Origin of the sequence: Kitasatospora sp. NPDC094015 (assembly GCF_040304075.1) — a bacterium.
Classification (GTDB): domain Bacteria; phylum Actinomycetota; class Actinomycetes; order Streptomycetales; family Streptomycetaceae; genus Kitasatospora.
Genome location: NZ_JBEOUL010000015.1, coordinates 42,790 through 61,428 on the forward strand (window position 1 = coordinate 42,790; position 18,639 = coordinate 61,428).

The following is an 18,639-nucleotide window of genomic DNA, read 5'->3' on the forward strand; positions in this document are numbered from 1 at the left end:
GCGTTCGAAGGGGCCGTGCCTACGGTGGTCGAAAGCTGTCGTCCGCCACGGGCACGGAGGTTCGGATGTCGTTGGCTCGCCGGGTGGTCCTGGCCGCGCTGGCCGGTAGCGCGGTCGCCGGGTGCGGTGTCTCGCGGCGCTCGCCGCAGGCTACGGGCGGCGGATCGGCCGCCCCGGCCCAGGCCGCGCCCACCGCGGCCCAGGCCCCGGCCGCACCGCCCGCCCCGGCCCCCGCGCCCGCCGCCGCGCCCGCCGTCCCGGCCGCGCCGACCCGGGACGACCTGGTGGCCCGCCTGGGCGAGCTGACCCCGAGCTGCTGGGCGCTGGACGGCCCGGGGGTGCTCACCGCCCTCCCCGACGGGGAGCAGGCGATCGCGCTGACCTTCGACGCCTGCGGCGGCCCGGGCAGCGACGGCTACGACGCCGCGTTGATCGACACCCTGCGGAGCCACCAGGTACCCGCCACACTGTTCCTGAACGCCCGCTGGATCGACGCCAACCCGGAGGTCTTCCAGCAGCTCGCCGCCGATCCGCTGTTCGAGATCGGCAACCACGGCACCCGGCACCGGCCGCTCTCCGTCACCGGCCGCTCGGCGTACGGCATCGCCGGCACCGCGGACGTCGGCGAGGTGTACGACGAGATCGCCGGCAACCGGGACGGGCTCACCGAGCTGCTCGGCCACCCGCCGGCCTTCTTCCGGGCCGGCACCGCGTACTACGACGACGTCGCCGCGCAGGCGGTGGGCCTGCTCGGCGAGCGGATCGCCGGCTTCACCGTCAACGGCGACGCGGGCGCCACCTTCTCCGCCTCGCAGGTCCACCGCACCGTCGCGGCCGCCGACCCCGGGTCGATCGTGATCGCCCACATGAACCACCCGGCCGGCGGCACCGCGGCCGGGGTGGCCGCGGCGCTGCCCGAACTGCTCGACGCCGGGATCCGCTTCGTCCGGCTGTCCGACGTCCGCTGGTGACCGGCCGCCGGGGCCCGGTCGCCCCGCTGTCAGGCGCCCCTGTGGTGGTGGTCGTGCTGCGCCTCGTGCTCGGCGCGCAGTGACTCCTCGGCCTCCTCCTGGGCGGCCCTCACCTCGGCCTCCACCTCGGCCGCCGGGCGGCGCACCAGCCGGCCGCCGTGCCGGGCCGCGATCGCGTCCGCCACCGCCGGGTCGGTCTCGACCAGCTCGACGATCAGCATCGTGGAGCTGTCGTCCAGCCCGCGGCTGAACACCATCAGGCCCTCGGTGGCGTCGCTGTAGCGCTTGTACTCCGCGCCGCCGCCCAGCGCGGTGCCCGCGCCCCAGCCGAGGAAGGCGCCGATCGGGCCGCCGATCAGCCCGACCAGCGCCCCGACCACGCCGCTCAGCACGGTCGCCGCCCCGGCCCCGCGCACCCAGCTCTCCGGCACGTCGAGCAGCCCGTCCGCGGTCCGCTCCATCACGGCGGCCTGCCGGACCCCGTGCACCTCCTTGATCTCCCGGTACGCCGCACGGGCGCTCGCAGTGTCGTCGAAGGTCACGAAGAGCATGGTGTGCGTCTCGGTCATCGTGCTGCTGCCTCTCGGAGTACGGGTGCGGACGTCAACGACACCGTAGGCCCGCCCGCGCGGTGCGCACGGGAGGCCGGCGCCGCCGGCAGGGTCGGATCACCACTTGTCCCAGCCGATGTTCCAGCCGCTCAGGCCGTTCATCGGGTCGACCTGGGCGCCGACCGAGTTCTTCACCGTCACCACGTCGCCGATCAGGGCCGCCGCGTAGTAGCGGCCGGCCACCGAGTCGTTGTCGCCGTCCGTGGCCGAGCCGTCCTCCAGCCCGACGCAGCCGTGGCTGGTGTTGCGGTTGCCGAAGGGGTTGTCCGGCGCGTACTTGCCGTGCACGTAGGTGCCGGTCGGGGTGAGCCGCAGCGCGTGCGGCATCGGCACCTTGTAGTCGGGGCCCTCGTGGTTGACCACGGTGGAGGAGTCCATGATGGTGGTGCCCTCCTTCGCCATGATCACCATCGTGCCGTTGAAGGTGTTCTGGGAAGCGGGGGAGGAGGCGCCGGCGCTGATCGGGATGGTCACGCCGGGCTTGCCGTCCTCCTGCACGACCATCTGGTGCGAGGCGGCGTCCGCGGTGCTGACCCGGGAGCGGCCGATGGTGAACGACTGGTCGCTGTCCACCTCGCCGTACACGCCGGGCGCGGTCTCCACGCTCTTCAGCCGGTAGTGCGCGACCACCTTGGTCTGCGGCTTCCAGAACGTCTCCGGGCGGAAGTCGACCCGGGTGTTGTTGAACCAGTGGCCCTTGACCACGCTGCCGTCGGAGGTCTCGAAGGTGATCGCCTTCTCCACCGCCGCGCGGTCCTTGACCGCGGTCTTGAAGTTCAGCGACACGATCATGCCGGTGCCGTAGGTCTGGCCGTCGGCGATGTTGTCCTGCGGCCCGGCGCCCGCCTGCGGCGTCAGGGTGGTGAAGCTGCTCTCGGCGGTGGCCGCGATGCCGGCCGGGTCGGTGGCGCGGGCGCTGACCTTGTACGCGGTCGAGATCGCGAGGCCGGCGGTGGGCGCCCAGCCCGTGCCGTCGGCGGTGAGCGCGCCGGGCACCGGTGTGCCGTCCTTGCCGGTCACCGTGACCTCGGTCAGCTTGCCGTTCGCCACCGCGACCTTCAGCGGGCCGGCCGGCTTGACGTCCGTCGCGCCGTTCGCGGGCTCGATGCTGACCGTCGCCGCGGACGTCTTCGGCTTCGCGTCCGCCGAGGACGCACCGCCTCCGCCTCCGCCGCCGCTGCACGCCGTCGTCAGCGCCATCGCGCCGCCGAGCACCGCTACCGCCAGGACCCTGTTCTTGCGCTCCACCGAGTAACCCCTCCAGCCGTGTTCCAGTCCTGTACACGCCGCAGCGGCCGGACAGGTTCCCGAGGGCGAGGGACGATTCGGTCACAGAGCGCCCGCCGGCTCCCCCGCCGGTGCCCCCGTCGGGCGTCTGCCCGCCCGGCGCCGCCCGCACACCGACACGTCCGCCGGGCACCGGCCCGCGACGCCGCGCGGGCGCGAGAATGGCCGGATCCGGAGCCGGCGGGCCGATCCGCCCGCGCAGCCGGCCCTCCGGCGACCGATCGGCGGGAGTGCAGATGACGGAACGGGAACCGGTGGCCGAGCTCGATCCCCGGTACAGCGACCGGGGAGCGCGGGCGACCCCCTGGCAGGTGGCGCGCGACCGGCTGGCCGGGGCGGAGCTGTACTGGCTGTCCACGGTCCGCCCGGACGGGCGCCCGCACGTCACCCCGCTGATCGCGGTGTGGGTGGACGGCGCCCTGCACTTCTGCACCGGGGCCGGCGAGCGCAAGGCCGCCAACCTCGCGGGCAACCCGCACTGCGTCCTCACCGCCGGCGCCAACGCGCTCCGGGAGGGCCTGGACGTGGTGGTCGAGGGCGAGGCCGTCCGGCTGGTCGAGGTCGCGGCGCTGCGCCCGGTCGCCGAGGCGTACGAGCGCAAGTACGGCAGCGAGTGGCACTTCGAGGTGCGCGAGGGCGGCTTCCGCGGCAAGGAGGGCGACGACCTGGTGTTCCGGGTGGAGCCGGTGACCGCCTTCGGGTTCGCCAAGGGGGAGTACGGCCAGACCCGCTGGCGCTTCGAGCGCGGCTGAGCCCGTACGCACGGGTGCCCGGCCGGACTCAGCGGAGTCCGGCCGGGCACCCGTGGGTCGTCAGGCGCTGCGGCGCGGGCCCGGGCGCACCGGGCCCTGCTGCCGCAGCCGCGGCACGCACAGCGCCGCGGCGAGCAGCACCGTGACCAGCTCCGCGGCCAGCGCCAGCGGGCCGAGCCGGTCCTGCCAGCGGGCCAGCTCGGTGGCCGCGGCCGGCAGCAGGTACCGGTGGGTCAGGAAGTACCCGGCGACGGCCACCGCGCCCACCGCCGCGGTCGAGCACCAGACCAACGCCGTGTCCCGGCGGACCAGCCGGACGGCCAGCAGCAGGAAGAGCCCGACCAGCACGGCGGCTGCCGCGCCCAGGTAGGGCGCCGTGCGCCAGTACGGCAGCACCAGCGGGAGGTGCGCCGCCGCGGCGGTCAGCAGCGCGACGGCCGCCGGGCGGCGCAGCGGGGACCGCAGCCGCCGGGCGATCCGGCGCGCGCCGGACGCGGTGACCGGACGGGCCGCCACCACCGGCTCCGCGCCACCGGTGCTCCCGGGTCCGGTCTCCGGCGCGGCCGGGCTCTCCGGGGTGGCCGTGCCGTCCGCGGCGGCGGTCTCCGCACCGGTGAGGGGCTCCGGGGTGCGCGGCTCGGGCCGGTTCAGACAGCGGGCGAGCTGGGCGACCTCGGCGACCGGCCGCTCCAACGCGGCCGCACAGAGTGCCTCGCGGACGCCCGAGTCCGGATCCGCCCCCAACAGGTCGACCAGCCGGGCGACTTCGGGGACCTCGCGGGTGACCACCGCGATCCGCAGCGCCTCGTGGGCGATGGCGTTCGGGGCTCCGGCGAGGGCGACGATCAGATCGGCGAGTTCCTCCACCGGGCGGTTACGGGCCGCGGAGTTGAGGGCGCGGGCCAGCACGGCGGTGTCGGAGGTCTCCAACAGGTCCAGCAGGACGCCGACTTCGGGGACGGGACGGGCGGTGGCCGCCATGTCGAGGAGGGTGGTCCCCCAGTCGGCGCCGGGCGGCTCGGCGGTCTGCCCGGGGGCGGGGGCGGGGGCGGGGGCGGGGGAGGGGGAGAAGAGGAGAGCGGGGGCGGCGCCGATGAGGTGCTTCGATCCGTCCGGGCCGGCGCCTGCGGGAGGTAACGAGACGGAGATGGGTCTTGCCACAACTGGTTCCTTCGTAGGTGAAATATCTCGGGATTGAGATATGTCCACTCACAGCTTCGGGACCGCCTCGCCGCGCGCGCCACCGGAGAGGCCCGTTCGGGGAGCTGGGGGCGCCGCCGGCCGGGCGCCTGCTCGGGTCGCCCGGGGCGGCCGGTGCGCAGGGGAGGGCCGGGGCCGGCGGGGGCACCGTACCGCAACGGCAACGTGAATTGCAGAGTTCTGCAATTCACCTGATGCGCAGTCAGGTGATTGCTTAGAGTCGTCGACATGGCACACACAGACGTGGCGTTGAAGGAAGCGATGATGATCGAGGGCGCCATCGGCGTCGCACTCGTGGACGTCGGCAGCGGCATGGCACTGGGCACCCTCGGTGGCGGCCGGGAGTTCGACCTGTCCGTGGCCGCCGCCGGCAACACCGATCTGGTCCGGGCGAAGATGCGCACCATGGAGATGCTCGGCCTCCAGGGCACCATCGAGGACATCCTGGTGACCCTCAGCGGCCAGTACCACCTGATCCGCCCGCTCACCTCGCGGAACGGCAGCGGTCTCTTCCTCTACCTGGCCCTCGACCGGAGCCGGGCCAACCTGGCGATGGCCAGGCGCCGGCTCCAGCTGGTCGAGAGCGAGCTCGAGGTCTGATGCCGCAACCCCCGCTCTACCAGGTCAAGGCCGAGTTCTTCCGGATGCTCGGGCACCCGGTCCGGATCCGGGTGCTGGAGCTGCTCCAGGGCGGCCCGCTGCCGGTCCGCGACCTGCTCGCCGACCTCGGTATCGAGGCCTCCAACCTGTCCCAGCAGCTCGGTGTGCTCAGACGCTCGGGCATCGTGGTCTCGGTCCGCGAAGGCCCGGTGGTGCTCTACTCGCTGGCCGGCGCGGACGTCGCCGACCTGCTGCGCTCGGCCCGCCGGATCCTCACGGTGCTGCTCTCCGACCGCGCCGGCGTGCTGGAGCAGCTGCGCGAGGCCGAGACCACCGCCGACCCCGACCCCGAGGCCGAGCCGGATCCCGAGCCGATCGGCGGCCGGATCCGGGCCTGACCGCACCGCCCGCGCGCGGGGCCGGTGATCCGGCGCGGGGCGCACCCCGGGTCGTGCCCGGGCGCGCGCCCCGCGTGCGGGAGGATCGGTCCTACAGCGTGCCCGGTGCTACAGCGTGCCCACCCAGGCGTGGGTGCCGAGCACGGTCTTGATGTCCGAGGCCAGACCGTGCTCGGGGTTCACCCGCAGGCCCAGCTCGTACAGGGTGTTGCGGTCCCAGTTGGTGGTGAGCAGGCGGACCGGGACGTCGCCGGGGTGGGCCAGCAGTGCGGCCTTGAGGTCGGCCACCGTGCCCGGGGTGATCTTGCCGACCGGCAGGGTGATCTGCACCGGCGGCTTGGTGCCGAGTTCCGCCGAGGAGACGTCCAGGGTGGTGATCTCCTGGCCGAAGATGCTCAGCGAGCCGTCGCGCTCGTTGAGCCGGCCCCGGGCCGAGATCACGTTGTCCTCGACCATCTGGTCGGCCATCAGGTTGTAGGTGGCGGGGAAGAACAGCACCTCGACCGAGCCGTCCCGGTCGGCCAGCGTGATGATCGCCCAGGCGTTGCCGGCCTTGTTGATCCGGCGGTCCACGCCGGTGATCAGGCCGGCCAGCCGGACCTCGCCCTCGGTGCGGCCGGAGCCGAGGAGTTCGGCGATCGAGATGTCGCGGTTGCGGGAGAGGATGTGCTCGGCGCCGTCCAGCGGGTGGCTGGAGACGTACAGGCCGAGCATCTCCCGCTCCAGGCTGAGCAGTTGCTTGCGCGGCCACTCCCGCTCGGTGAGTTCGAAGTCCAGCCCGATGGCGGGGGTGTCCGACTCCCCGCCGAACGCGCCGAACAGGTCGTCCTGCCCGATCGCCTGCTGCTTCTTCACCCCGGTCACGGCGTCGATCGCGCTCTCGTGCACCGAGCTCAGCGACAGCCGGGTGTGCCCGAGCGAGTCGAACGCCCCGGCCTTCACCAGCGAGTCCACCGTGCGCTTGTTGCACACCACCAGCTCGACCTTGTCCAGGAAGTCGGCGAAGGAGGCGTACTTGCCCTTCTCCTTCCTGGTGCGCACCAGCGACTCGATGACCGGCACGCCGACGTTGCGGACGGCCTTGAGGCCGAAGCGGACGTCGCTGCCGACGGCGGTGAAGTCGACCACCGACTCGTTCACGTCCGGGGACAGGATCTTGATGCCCATCTGGCGGCACTCCGCCAGGTAGACCGCCATCTTGTCCTTGTCGTCCGCCACCGAGGTGAGCAGCGCGGCCATGTACTCGGCGGGGTAGTTGGCCTTGAGGAAGGCGGTCTGGTACGAGACCAGGCCGTAGGCGGCGGAGTGCGATTTGTTGAACGCGTAGCCGGCGAACGGCACCAGCACGTCCCACACGGACTGGATCGCCTCGTCGGAGTAGCCGCGCTCGCGGCAGCCGGCCTGGAACGGGATGAACTCCTTCTCCAGGACCTCCTTCTTCTTCTTGCCCATGGCCCGGCGGAGCAGGTCGGCCTGGCCGAGGCTGTAGCCGGCCAGCACCTGCGCCGCTCGCTGCACCTGCTCCTGGTAGACGATCAGGCCGTAGGTGGGGCCGAGCACCTCGCTGAGCGGCGCCTCCAGCTCCGGGTGGATCGGGATGATCTCCTGCTGGGCGTTCTTGCGCAGCGCGTAGTTGGTGTGCGAGTTCATGCCCATCGGGCCGGGCCGGTACAGCGCGCTGACCGCGGAGATGTCGGCGAACTCGGTGGGCTTCATCAGCCGCAGCAGGGCCCGCATCGGGCCGCCGTCGAGCTGGAACACGCCCAGGGTGTCGCCCCGGGCCAGCAGTTCGTACGTGGTGGGGTCGTCCAGCGGGATCTTCTCGATGTCGACCTCGACACCCCGGTTGGACTTGATGATCTTGATGGCGTGGTCGATGATGCCCAGGTTCCGCAGGCCCAGGAAGTCCATCTTGATCAGGCCCATGGCTTCGCACGACGGGTAGTCGAAGCCGGTGATGATCACGCCGTCCTTGTCCCGCTTGTGCAGCGGGACCAGCTCCAGCAGCGGCGTGGAGGAGAGGATCACGGCGGCGGCGTGCACGCCGGTGCCGCGGATCAGCCCCTCGATGCCCAGGCCGGTGTCGATGATCTTCTTGACGTCGGGCTCGTTGGCGTAGAGCGCCCGGATCTCGGTGCCCTCGTTGTAGCGCGGGTGGCTCTCGTTGAACAGGTCGGCCAGCGGGACGCCCTTGCCCATCACGTCCGGCGGCATCGCCTTGGTGATCCGGTCGCCCATCGCGAACGGGTAGCCGAGGATCCGGTTGGCGTCCTTGACGGCGGCCTTCGCCTTGATGGTGCCGAAGGTGTTCACCTGGGCGGTGTACGCGGCGCCGTACTTGTCGGTGACGTAGCGCACCATCTGGTCGCGCTGGCGGTCGTCGAAGTCGATGTCGACGTCCGGGGGGTTGATCCGCTCGGGGTTGAGGAAGCGCTCGAACAGCAGGTCGTGCTCGAGCGGGTCGAGCTCGGTGATCCGGGTCAGGTACGAGACCATCGAACCGGCCGCGGAGCCTCGGCCCGGTCCGACCGGGATGCCGTTGTCCCGGGCGTACTGGCAGATGTCGGCGACCACGAGGAAGTAGGCGTCGAAGCCCATCGGGGAGATGACGCCCATCTCCAGCTCGACCCGGTCCAGCACCTCCTGGCTCGGGTTGTCGCCGTAGCGCACCTTCAGCCCCGCCGCGATCTTCTTGCGCAGGTACGAGGCCTGCGTCTCGCCCTCCGGCACGTCGAACTGCGGCATCCGGTCGACGTAGGTGAACACCTCGTCGTACGGCTGGATCCGCTCGGCGATCAGCAGCGTGTTGTCGCAGGCCTGCGGCAGCTCGCGGAACAGCTCGCGCATCTCGGCCGCGGTCTTGATGTAGTAGCCGGTGCCCTGGAACTTGAAGCGGTTCGGGTCGTCCTTGTTCTTGCCCACACCCACGCAGAGCAGGCTGTCGTGCGCGTCCGCCTGGTCCGCGGTCACGTAGTGCGAGTCGTTGGTGGCCAGCAGCGGGATGTTCAGCTGCGCGGCCAGCCGCAGCAGGTCCTCGCGCACGTCCCGCTCGATCGAGAGGCCGTGGTCCATCAGCTCGAGGAAGTAGTTCTCCCGGCCGAAGATGTCCTGGTACGCGCCGGCGGCCTTGACCGCCTCCTCGTACTGGCCCAGCCGCAGCCGGGTCTGCACCTCGCCGGACGGGCAGCCGGTGGTGGCGATGATCCCGGTGGAGTTGGCGGCGATCAGCTCGCGGTCCATCCGGGGCTTCATGTAGTAGCCCTCCATCGACGCCAGCGAGGAGAGCTTGAACAGGTTGCGCAGGCCGGTCGCGTTCTCGGCCCACATGGTCATGTGGGTGTACCGGCCACCGCCCGAGACGTCCTTGCCGCCCTCGCCGTCCGAGCTGGCCGGCCGCTGCCCGCCGGGGGACCAGAACACCTGCTTCTTCTCGAACCGCGATCCCGGCGCGACGTACGCCTCGATCCCGATGATCGGCTTCACCCCGGTCTTCGCGGCGGAGTGGAAGAACTCGTACGCGCCGAACATGTTGCCGTGGTCGCTCATCGCGATGGCCGGCATGCCCTGCCGCTCCGCCTCCGCGAACAGCTTGCCGTTCTTCGCCGCTCCGTCCAGCATCGAGTACTCGGTGTGGACGTGCAGGTGGGTGAAGGTGTCGGACACGGTTGTGCGGCTCCTTGCGGATCTGGGCACCCGGCGGGGAAGCCTCCCACCCTAGCCGCCGTCCGCGCCCTCCGACGCCAGCACCACCGGGCCCGCCGGTGCCGCGCCGGATCGTGGCAGGTCAGCAGTCGCAGCCGCACCCGTCGCAGCAGCAATCGCAACTGCAGTCGCAGCAACCGCAGTCACAGTCGCAGCAGTCACCGCAGTCACCGTTGCGCTGGCACCAGCCCTCGCGGCGCTCCCGGCTGAACGGATCGTCGTGGTCGCAGCACATCAGCTGGCAGGTGCAGGCCATCAGGGCCCAGACCGCGCAGCCCGCGAGCAGCCCGCGCGGGGTCTTGCCCGGTGGCGGTTCGGTCGGCGGCCGGTCCGTGATCGTCGCCCCGGCCCGGTCGCCGTCCGCCGCCAGGGCCGGCAGCGCGCAGCCGGCGCCGTGCCCGAACACCCGGTCCACCGCCCGGTCGGTCTCGTGCGCGAGCAGCAGGTGGACCAGCGCCCGGTCGGTGAACTCCACGTCCCGCAGCGCGAGTCGGATGCCGTGCACGGCGTCCCGGCAGAGCTGCTGCGCCCGGTCCCGGTCGGTGCCGGTCGCGGTGAGCGGGTTCCAGGCGCCGGCGGCGGCGTCCGCCTGCTCGTCCTCGGCGGCGTCCAGCAGGTGCGCGAGCCGCCCGAACAGGCGGCCCGCCTCGGCCAGCGCCGGGCCGTTGCCCGGCCGCCCGGCCAGCACGGCGGTGTGGGCGAAGGCGGCGGCCGTCGCGCTCTCGGTCGGCTCGGTGACCAGCAGCACCGAGCCACCGGGCCGGGCCTCCCGCTCCAGCCGGCCCTGCCGGTCGGCGGCGCCGAGCAGCACCGCGGTGTCGAAGCCGACCGCCGAGCCGCCGCCGGCGCTCTGCCGGTCCCAGCGGCGGGCCACCACCCGGGCCCCGGCGGCGACCGGCCGGCGGGCGAAGGCGCCGTCCGCGTCCAGCACGTGGTCGCGCATCTTCACCGAGGCGAGCGCCAGTGAGACCGCCGCCGCGAGCCGGGCGCCCTCGCCGTCCGCGACCTCGGCGCCGCGCATCCCGCGCAGCGGGCACGGCCCGGCCTTGCGGCGCCCGGCCGCCCGCCCGGAAGAGCCCGGGACGGGCACCCGCTGCGCCTCGACCAGGGCCGAGATGATCAATCCGTCGTAGTTGGTCGCCGTCCGGGCGAGCTGGCCGTGGTCGTCGCGCAGGGCCAGGCAGAGGCCGCACAGGTGGGCCAGCCAGCTGGTCCGCAGCCGCTCGGGGAGCCGGTGCCGGCAGGGTCTGATGATTCCGAACACGCGTCCCCGCCTCCCCCGTGCCACGGCCTCCCCGGCCGCAGTCGATCACCCATCCTAGGGCTTGTCTGACAATTCGCGTCGGATGAGCGCGCGGCGGTGGGCGCCCGGCTGGGCGTGCCGGCGAAGCGTCCCCGTACTGGACGTACTTGGACGTTTCGCCGGTGCGTCCAGGCGGAGGAGGATGCCTGGGGGTACCTCCCGGCCGAAGGCTGGGGGAGCGTCGCGCGCCCGGCGGGAATTGTCAGACAAGCCCTAGGGTCGGACCGACCGTGCCGACCAGGGCCGGCCGGCGGCGGTGCCGCGGCCACCGGGGCGGCCGGGCCGCACCCCGCCACCGGCCATGACCAGGAGACCTGACCATGGCCCGGTGGGCCCGGTGGGCCCGGTGCGTCCGGTGCCGCCCGGTGCCCGCCGGGCAGGGCGGCGCCGGGCGGGCGGCCCGTCCGTCAGGAGGCGCACTCCTTGCAGATCGGCCGGCCCTTGCTGTCCTTGCCGGCGAGCTGGCTGCGGTGGTGCACCATGAAGCAGGTGGCGCAGGTGAATTCGTCCTGCTGCTCCGGCAGCACCTGGACGGTGAGCTCCTCACCGGAGAGGTCCGCGCCGGGGAGTTCCAGGCCTTCGACGGCCTCGAAGTCAGCGTCGACCGAGCCGGTGGACTTGTCGTTGCGGCGGCTCTTCAGCTCCTCGATGCTGTCGTCGGATTCCTCGTTGTTGTTGCGCGGGGCGTCGTAGTCGGTTGCCAAAACGGGGGCCTTCCCGTCGAGATGGGTGAGTGTCGACGGACATCCTGTCCTGTCCGGGCCGTGGGCGGTACCGCGACAGGCGGCCCGCACCTGTTCGGATGACGGTCGGCCCGTGGCCCGCCCGGGTCGGCCGCCCTGTTCAGACGCTCAGGTAGCCGCCCGGGACGGAGGTGAACAACGGTCCGGCCGGGCCGCTGACCCGCCAGGCCTCCGCCGGTCCGCCGGGCGCGAGCTCGGGCGGGACGGCGATGGTACGCCCGTTGTCGAAGTCCAGCTCCAGCGTGCCGGCGGGGCTGACCCGGACGGCGGTGACCACCGTGCCGACCAGCCCGGTGAGGCCGGCGACCGGGGCCGTGGTGAGCCCGGGGTAGAAGTGCTGGACCGCGCGCGGGCCGGTCAGCCGGAAGTCGTTGCGCACCGTCACCGCCAGCCCCTCGGTGAGTTCCACCCGCAGCCGGTAGCCGCCGTCGACGGCCTCGACCCGCTGCCCGCAGAGCACGGACTCGATCGGACCTCTTGCCATCGGTACGCACCTCCTCAGCCGTCGGGACGCTCCATTGTCCCCGCCCCGGGCCCTGCCCGCACCCCGCCGTCAGGCGGGTTCGCCGGCCGGTGCGCCGCGGACCAGCTCGGCCGGCCCGCCCGTCCGCCGCCGGGCCGCCACGGCGGCCTCCACCCGGGCCCGGGCGGGGGCGGAGAGCAGCTCGCGGGCCTGCTCCGGGGTGACCAGCCGGGCCTCGGCCACCTCGTCCTCGGGCAGCCGGGCGGTGGCCAGCCGCTCCGCGGTGACGGTGCCGCCGTCGAAGACGTGCACCAGCTGCGCCCGGCTGCCCGGCCGGCCCGGCAGCCAGTCCAGCACCAGCAGCCGGCCGGGTTCGCACTCCCAGCCGAGTTCCTCCCGGATCTCCCGCCGGGCGGCCTGCCGGGGCAGCTCCCGGTCGGCCTCGATCCCGCCGCCCGGCAGCACCCAGTACGGGCGCCGGTCGTGCGGCCGCGGGTGCAGGCGGACCAGCAGCACCCGGCCGTCCGGGTCGGTGAACAGCATCCGCGCCTTGGCGCGGATCCGGGCCCGGGTGGCGAGGTAGGTCGCCCGGTCCATCGGCGGCGGGGGCGGTGGGTGCTCCACCGCGAGCGGCGGCAGGCCGGCCGCCCCGGTGTACCGCACCGGGGGAGCCGGCGCCAGGTGCTCCAGGCTGTGGCCGACCGGGTGGCCGACCGCCAGTTCCAGCGGTCCGGCCGAGCGCGGCGCCCGCAGGCAGGCCGCCACCCGGCGCGACAGCATCGGCGGCAGCGCGGCGGCCGCCCGCCCGGGCGCCAGGAAGCCGGACCAACCGAGCTCGCCCTCCTCCAGCCGCAGCCCGCGCAGTTCGGCCGCGGTCAGCGGGTCGGCCCAGTACAGGAAGGCGGCGATCGGCGGCCGGTCCCCGTCCACCGACCAGTCCAGGCAGGCGAGCGCACCGAGCCGGGGCGTGATGCCCAGCTCCTCCTCGATCTCCCGGACGGCGGTCGCCCGCGGCGAGAGGTCCTGCTCCTCCCAGCCGCCGCCGGGCACCGCCACCGGGTGCTCGGCCTCGTACGAGACCCGCACCACCAGCAGCCGGCCCCGTTCGTCGGTGAACAGCACCCCCGCCGCCGCCAACAGGTCCCGCCCGTCCGTGCCCACCGGATGCTCCGCCATCACGCCCCCCTGTCCTCGCCCGTGCCACCCAGCATGCCGGAGACGGCAGCGGGCACGCAGGCGTCCCGGCGGTCCGCGCGCGAGGATGGCCGTGGGGGAGCGAACCGACCCGAGGAGGACGCGTGGCCGTCACGGTCCGCAGGATCTACGCCGACCCGGTCGCCGGGGAGGGCCACCGGGTGCTGGTGGACCGGCTCTGGCCGCGCGGTCTGCGCAAGGACGCCGGGGCCTTCGACGAGTGGCTCCCCGAGGTCGCCCCGAGCACCGAGCTGCGCCGCTGGTACGGCCATCTTCCCGAGCGGTACGCGGAGTTCCGCACCCGCTACCGGGCCGAGCTGGCCGCGGGCGGGCCCGCACAGGCGCTGGAGCGGCTGCGCGCGCTGGCCGGCGCCGGGCCGCTCGCCCTGCTGACGGCCACCCGCGAGCCGGAGCTCAGCCACCTCGCGGTGCTGGCCGAACTGCTCGGGGCGCGGGCCTGAGACCGGCCCGGCCGGTCAGGTGCACCAGAACAGGAACGGCTTGCAGCTCGGCGAGGCGGAGGGCGAGGGCCCGCCGGTGGACGGCTGCCCGGTCGGCGCGGCGGAGGTCGGCGCGCTCGGCCCGGTGCTCGGCGTCGCCGGGCGGCCGGTCGACGGCGCGGCCGAGGCGGGCGCCGAACTCGCCGCGCCGGTACGGACGCTGCGGCTGGGCTTCGGCGCCGCGGAGGAGGGCGGCGCGCTGCTCGCCGGAGCCGGTGTCGGGCTCGGCATGGACTGCACCGGATGCTCCTCGACCGGCGCGCCCGCCGGCCGGGGGGCGCCGCCGTCCTGCGGAGCGGCCAGCGCGACCACCCCGGCGCCGCCGATCACCAGACCGGCCGCCGTGACCAGCACCAGCCGGCGCCCGCGCCCGGTCCGCCGGCGGGCCCGCCCGGCCGGCCGGGGTGCGCTGGCCGGCGCGGTGGCCGGCTGCGGCACGGAGGCGCTCGCGGGCGCCCCGCAGCCGGGGCAGGAGTACGCGCCGTTCAGGTGCCGGCGGCACGGTACGCAGTAGTTGAGCGGTGTGCCCTGGTCCATGTGAGCTTTCCGGTATCGCCTCGGGTGGTGTCGCTCGCGACCCTCGCGAGATCTGTCATGGACCCTACGCACGGCGCCGACCGGGCCGACAGGTACCACCTGTGAGGCTTTCGCGGAGATCCCATGCACCCGCACGACCCGCGCCCGCCACCGGAGCGGCTCCGGCACGCGGTCGGGCCGGCCACCGCGGAGGGTGGCCGGCCCGGCCGGGACGCTCAGGGTGCTCAGGACCGCGCCTGAACCTCCGGGACCTCCTGGACCTGCGCGTACGGCGCCAGCTTCCGGATCGACTCGATGCTCTTCATGCACTTCTCCGGCGACTCCTCCGGCTCGCCGGTCACCACGACCGCACCGTTGGCCGCCTTGAGCCGGAACCTGTGGTTGCCCGCGGAATCCTGGTAGATCTCGAACTTCCCTGCCATGGACGTCTCCACCTCTCGTAGGACCGCCCCCCAGCGGCAACCTAGGCGCCGTCGCCCGCCCCCGCACCCGGACACCGGCGGACGGGTCACGCCGGGGCGGGCCGCTCCCGGACCACCTCGGCCGCCGGGCGGTCCTGGCGCAGGCCGAGGAAGCGCGGCTGCCGCAGCCGGCCGTCCCTGGTCCACTCGGTGAAGCCCACCTGCGCCACCAGCCGGGGCACCACCCAGTGCGGGCGGCGCTCGGGCACCGGCTCACCGAACGGGCTGTCCGGCCGCTCCAGCCCGCCGAGCACCTCGTGCAGGGCGGTCAGGGTCCGGGTGTCGAAGCCGGTGCCGACCTTTCCCGCGTACCGCAGCCGCCCCTGCTCGTGGTAACCGAGCAGCAGCGCGCCGAAGCCGATCCGGCTGCCCGCCGGGTCGGTGAAGCCGCCGACCACGAACTCCTGCCCCTGCTCGCACTTCAGCTTCAGCCAGTCGCCCGAGCGGCGCGGCAGGTACCGGCCGCCGGCCCGCTTGGCGATCAGCCCCTCCCAGCCCCGGGCGCAGGCCTCGGCGAGCGGGGCCGGGCCGTCCGCGCGCAGGTGCTCGGTGAAGCGCAGCGGGTCGCCGTAGACGATCGACTCCCGCAGCAGCTCCTTGCGGTCGGTCAGCGCCAGCCCGGTGGTGTCGTGCCCGAGCAGCGCCAGCAGGTCGAACAGGAAGTAGGTGACCGGCACCCCGGCACCGGCCGCCGCCCGCGCGTCCCGCAGCTGCATCCGCTGCTGCAGCCGGGCGAAGCTGGTGGCCCCGCCCTCCAGCGCGACGATCTCGCCGTCCACGGTGAACTCGCCCACCGGCTGCGCCGCCAGCGCCGCCACCAGCTCCGGGTAGCTCTCCTCCAGCGGCTTGCCGGTGCGCGAGTACAGCCGCACCCCGGAGGCGTCCCGCCGGGCCAGCGCCCGGATGCCGTCCAGCTTGCGCTCCAGCAGCCAGCCGTCGTCGAACTCGCGCCGGGTGCTTGCGGTGGCCAGCATCGGGACCGGTGGGGCCGGTGGGGTCGACGGGGTGGGAGCGGTCTGCACCCGGGAGCCGTACCCGGACGGCCGGGCGGACAACCCGGTCAGCCGCCCAAGGGCCCCCGGTGGACCAGCCGGACCTCCGCGGCCGGCCTGGTCCTCGCCCAGTCGACCTGCCAGCCCTGCCGGGCGGCGACGGCGGCCAGCCCCGCGGCGCCGATGCCCCGGTAGCTGCGGCTGCGCAGCCGCACCTGCGGATCGGTCTCCGGGTGCTTGTACCGGCTGCGCCCGGCCGCGTTGGCGGCCCGGTGCTCGCGCTCCCGGGCCAGTGCCGGAGCGGCCACCCGCTCCAACTCGGCCGCGGCGAAGGCCTCCCACTCCTGCGGGCCGCCGTGCCGCTCCAGCCGGTAGCGGCGCGGGGTGAGGGTGGAGCGGACGATGTTCGGGCCGACCGAGTCCCCGCCGGCGCCGAGCAGCGCGCCGAGGAAGTAGACCGCGACCAGCACGCCCCACGGCACCAGCCAGAGCCACTGCAGCCAGAACTGGAGCGCCAGGCCGACCGCCGACCGCGGGGGCAGCGGGCCCGCCGCCGCCCCGGCGGGCGGCGGCTCGTACGGCGTACCGGTGGTGCTGGGCGTGCTCACCCGAAGGCCTCCGTGATCCTCGCCTGCTGGGGCAGGGCGACCTCGGCCGCGGGCGCCTGCGCGCCCGGGGGCCGGTAGCTGACGGTGTCCGCCATCCGGGCCAGGATGGTGACGTACTCCGGGAACTCGGGCAGCGAGGGCGTGCTGAGCCGGAACACCACCAGCGTGTCGGCGCCCGGTACGGGGATGTACACCTCGGCCTGGGCCAGTTCCAGCGCGGCGGCCCCGTCCTCGCCGGCCTGCGCGGTCAGGTCCAGCACCATGCCGGAGACCACCAGCACCGCCGGCCCGCAGGCGATGTCGGTGCGGATCACCTCGTGCGCCGGGTCCAGCGAGAGCAGTTCCACCAGCGCGGCGGCGGCCACCTCCGGGTCCGAGGTGTCGGCCTCCTCGGCCAGGATCACCAGGGTCGCGGCGGTGATCCGGTCGTCCTCGGTGCCCAGCAGGCTGAGGCCGGCGTAGACCGCGCCGTCCTCGGCGGCGTCGGCGGCGATCTCCCCGTACCAGCCGGCCACCGTCTCGCGCTGGAAGGGGGTGCCGCCGGACCAGATCTCGGCGGAGATCTCGGCCAGGTGCGCGGCCCGCTCCGGCTCGGGGAGCGCGACGCCCAGCGAGTGGAAGAAGACCGGCACCTCCCACCGGATGTCGTCCGCGGCGGCCTCGGGCACGGTCTGCTCGGCGGTGGTCATCACGCGGCTCCGGGGACGAACTCGTGGTACAGCTTGGGCGCGTTGATGCCCAGGCCGGTGCCCTTGATGCCGATCTGGATGCCGCGCGACCACCAGGACTGCGGGCTGAGCTTCCCGGCCGCGTCCAGGCTGTCGGCGACGCCGGGCAGCTTGCTCAGCGGGGTCTTGGTGAGCAGCGGGCCGATGCCGAACTTGTGCATCAGCGTCCCGCCCTCGGCGGCCTTGGTGATCGCGTTGCCCGCCTCGGCCAGCCGCGCGCCGCCGGCCGCGATCGAGCGCTCGGCGGCGATCGCCTTCACCCCCATGCCGACCCCCTTGACGCCCTTGACGGCGGTGCCCACGAACGGCAGCGCGCCCACCCCGTCCAGTGCGATGGTGGTCCAACTGACATTGGCACCACCGAGCTTGGCCAGGCCGTGGGCGCCCAGGGCGACCACCGAGGCGCCGGCCGCGCCGGCCCCGAGGGCGGCGGACAGCGGCGGGCACCACATGGTGGCCAGCGCCGCGATGCCCAGCACGGCGGAGGCCGCGCCCGCGATGTCGCCGACCTTCTTCAGCACGTCGGCGTGCTTGGTGGCCCACTCCTTGATGGAGTTGCCGACCTTCTTGAAGCCGTCGCCGATCTTGCTCCACATGCTGGTGTGCGGCGCCCCGTGGTTGGCCTTGCGCAGGGCCTTGGCGGCCTGCTCGGCGTCGTCCTGGTGGTGCGCCAGGAGCTCCTTGGCCTGCTTGACGATGTCCTCGAGCTCGTCCTGGATCTGCGAGAACTCCTGCGCGGCACTCTCCAGCGCGCCGTTCGCCCGGTCCAGCTGCTGGGAGGCGGCGGTGATCCTCGACTGGGCGTCGGCCAGTTCCCGGTCGTCGGTGAAGAACCGCCCGGCCAGCTGGAAGGCCGGGTCCTCGGCGGCCTGGTTGTAGCGGGTGGTCGCCTCGTTCTTGCGCGACTCGGCGGTCTCCAGTCGCTGCTTGGCGTCCTGGGCGGCCGCCTCGTACCGCTTGGCGGTGTCCTGGTAGCCGCTGAGCTGGCGGCTCCAGCCGTCCAGCTGGCCGGCCGCGGAGCGGACCGCCTCCACGCTGTCCTGCATGATCTTCGGCAGCTCGCCGACCTTGCCCGCGAAGGCCTTGGCCGCGTCACCCTGCCAGCTGGCACCGCCCTGTCCGACCGAGACCAGGGTGCGGTGCGCGCTCTCCAGCGAGGTCGCGGTCGAGGTCAGCCGGGAGACCAGCTGCGCCACGCTGTCGACCCGACCCGGCGCAGGGTCGAAGCCCAGCGCGGGGAAGTCCGCGTCGCCGCTCATGCCGCCGCCCCCGAGAACGCGCAGCGGATCGCCTCTTCGGTCTCGGCGTAGCCCTTGCGGGTCTCGGTCAGCCGGTCCTCCAGCTGCGCCGTGCCGTCCGCGATCTTCTTGATCGCGTCGTCCCAGCTGTCGTGGAACTCGTCGCAGGCGTGGTCGAGCGTCTTGCTGCCGGTGGTCTTCGGCCCGGTGTCACGCATCGCGTTCAGCGCCGACCGCAGGTCCTCCTGACTCTGCTTCAGCTGCTGCAGCAGCCGGTCCAGGTCCTGTACCTCGACCCGGAAATAGTCCCCCATGACCGCACCTTCCCCGTGTGTCCCGAGCGGATCAGGC

At 73.9% G+C, this 18,639-nt stretch carries 20 protein-coding genes; 6 read left to right on the plus strand and 14 right to left on the minus strand.

The features are described from left to right. Positions 1–65 precede the first annotated feature (65 nt). The gene (locus ABT014_RS19325) at positions 66–971 is read left to right on the plus strand and encodes a polysaccharide deacetylase family protein (RefSeq protein WP_350640189.1); all 906 of its coding nucleotides are present in this window, start codon (positions 66–68) and stop codon (positions 969–971) included. 29 nt (positions 972–1,000) lie between these two features. Here the strand turns inward: ABT014_RS19325 and ABT014_RS19330 are convergent, their stop codons facing one another. Beyond that, positions 1,001–1,540, minus strand: a complete 540-nt coding sequence (locus tag ABT014_RS19330) for a histidine kinase (RefSeq protein WP_350640190.1) — start codon at positions 1,538–1,540, stop codon at positions 1,001–1,003. Positions 1,541–1,639: 99 nt separating this feature from the next. Continuing rightward, positions 1,640–2,830 carry a L,D-transpeptidase gene (locus ABT014_RS19335; RefSeq protein WP_350640191.1) on the minus strand — a complete coding sequence of 397 codons (1,191 nt, stop codon included), beginning with the start codon at positions 2,828–2,830 and terminating at the stop codon, positions 1,640–1,642. Positions 2,831–3,105: 275 nt separating this feature from the next. On the opposite strand from ABT014_RS19335, the gene ABT014_RS19340 reads away from it, so the two are divergent. Beyond that, positions 3,106–3,621: a pyridoxamine 5'-phosphate oxidase family protein gene (locus tag ABT014_RS19340; RefSeq protein ID WP_350640192.1), complete on the plus strand. Its 516-nt coding sequence runs from the start codon at positions 3,106–3,108 to the stop codon at positions 3,619–3,621. A 60-nt stretch (positions 3,622–3,681) separates the two neighbouring features. On the opposite strand, the gene ABT014_RS19345 is transcribed toward ABT014_RS19340, so the two are convergent. Beyond that, positions 3,682–4,782, minus strand: a complete 1,101-nt coding sequence (locus ABT014_RS19345; RefSeq protein WP_350640193.1) for a hypothetical protein — start codon at positions 4,780–4,782, stop codon at positions 3,682–3,684. Positions 4,783–5,049: 267 nt separating this feature from the next. Between ABT014_RS19345 and ABT014_RS19350 the strand changes: the two genes are divergently transcribed. After that, positions 5,050–5,421, plus strand: coding sequence for a hypothetical protein (locus ABT014_RS19350; protein ID WP_350640194.1), 372 nt, complete (start codon positions 5,050–5,052; stop codon positions 5,419–5,421). Then, positions 5,421–5,819, plus strand: coding sequence for an ArsR/SmtB family transcription factor (locus ABT014_RS19355; protein WP_350640195.1), 399 nt, complete (start codon positions 5,421–5,423; stop codon positions 5,817–5,819). The genes ABT014_RS19350 and ABT014_RS19355 overlap by 1 nt, the downstream gene beginning before the upstream one ends. Positions 5,820–5,927: 108 nt before the next feature. Here the strand turns inward: ABT014_RS19355 and dnaE are convergent, their stop codons facing one another. The 5 genes from dnaE to ABT014_RS19380 all read right to left on the minus strand — a co-directional run bounded on the left by dnaE (position 5,928) and on the right by ABT014_RS19380 (position 13,206). Further along, entirely contained in the window at positions 5,928–9,482 is a 3,555-nt protein-coding gene (dnaE, locus tag ABT014_RS19360) for a DNA polymerase III subunit alpha (protein WP_350640196.1), read from the minus strand. A gap of 121 nt (positions 9,483–9,603) precedes the next feature. Then, a complete protein-coding gene (locus ABT014_RS19365; protein ID WP_350640197.1) occupies positions 9,604–10,785 on the minus strand; it encodes a DUF5685 family protein in 1,182 nt (393 codons plus the stop codon). Between the two features lie 446 nt (positions 10,786–11,231). Beyond that, positions 11,232–11,528 carry a DUF4193 domain-containing protein gene (locus tag ABT014_RS19370; protein ID WP_350640198.1) on the minus strand — a complete coding sequence of 99 codons (297 nt, stop codon included), beginning with the start codon at positions 11,526–11,528 and terminating at the stop codon, positions 11,232–11,234. Between the two features lie 139 nt (positions 11,529–11,667). Beyond that, positions 11,668–12,051: a DUF6188 family protein gene (locus ABT014_RS19375; protein WP_350640199.1), complete on the minus strand. Its 384-nt coding sequence runs from the start codon at positions 12,049–12,051 to the stop codon at positions 11,668–11,670. A gap of 69 nt (positions 12,052–12,120) precedes the next feature. Continuing rightward, complete coding sequence (locus tag ABT014_RS19380; protein WP_350640200.1) at positions 12,121–13,206, minus strand: NUDIX hydrolase; 1,086 nt, start codon at positions 13,204–13,206, stop codon at positions 12,121–12,123. Between the two features lie 122 nt (positions 13,207–13,328). On the opposite strand from ABT014_RS19380, the gene ABT014_RS19385 reads away from it, so the two are divergent. Together ABT014_RS19385 and ABT014_RS19390 are read left to right on the plus strand one after the other, a co-directional pair. Continuing rightward, entirely contained in the window at positions 13,329–13,685 is a 357-nt protein-coding gene (locus ABT014_RS19385) for a DUF488 domain-containing protein (protein WP_350640201.1), read from the plus strand. Positions 13,686–13,725: 40 nt separating this feature from the next. Then, positions 13,726–14,238 carry a hypothetical protein gene (locus ABT014_RS19390; protein WP_350640202.1) on the plus strand — a complete coding sequence of 171 codons (513 nt, stop codon included), beginning with the start codon at positions 13,726–13,728 and terminating at the stop codon, positions 14,236–14,238. A gap of 247 nt (positions 14,239–14,485) precedes the next feature. Here ABT014_RS19390 and ABT014_RS19395 read toward each other — a convergent pair whose 3' ends face one another. From ABT014_RS19395 to ABT014_RS19420, 6 genes are all read right to left on the minus strand, one after another. Beyond that, positions 14,486–14,683 carry a YegP family protein gene (locus tag ABT014_RS19395; protein ID WP_350640203.1) on the minus strand — a complete coding sequence of 66 codons (198 nt, stop codon included), beginning with the start codon at positions 14,681–14,683 and terminating at the stop codon, positions 14,486–14,488. A gap of 86 nt (positions 14,684–14,769) precedes the next feature. Further along, entirely contained in the window at positions 14,770–15,696 is a 927-nt protein-coding gene (gene ligD, locus ABT014_RS19400) for a non-homologous end-joining DNA ligase (protein ID WP_350640204.1), read from the minus strand. 86 nt (positions 15,697–15,782) lie between these two features. Beyond that, a complete protein-coding gene (locus ABT014_RS19405; RefSeq protein ID WP_350640205.1) occupies positions 15,783–16,322 on the minus strand; it encodes a hypothetical protein in 540 nt (179 codons plus the stop codon). Further along, positions 16,319–17,011: a hypothetical protein gene (locus tag ABT014_RS19410; protein WP_350640206.1), complete on the minus strand. Its 693-nt coding sequence runs from the start codon at positions 17,009–17,011 to the stop codon at positions 16,319–16,321. The genes ABT014_RS19405 and ABT014_RS19410 overlap by 4 nt, the downstream gene beginning before the upstream one ends. Beyond that, positions 17,011–18,309, minus strand: a complete 1,299-nt coding sequence (locus ABT014_RS19415) for a putative T7SS-secreted protein (protein ID WP_350640207.1) — start codon at positions 18,307–18,309, stop codon at positions 17,011–17,013. The genes ABT014_RS19410 and ABT014_RS19415 overlap by 1 nt, the downstream gene beginning before the upstream one ends. Continuing rightward, entirely contained in the window at positions 18,306–18,602 is a 297-nt protein-coding gene (locus tag ABT014_RS19420) for a DUF6317 family protein (RefSeq protein WP_350640208.1), read from the minus strand. The genes ABT014_RS19415 and ABT014_RS19420 overlap by 4 nt, the downstream gene beginning before the upstream one ends. Positions 18,603–18,639 lie beyond the last annotated feature (37 nt).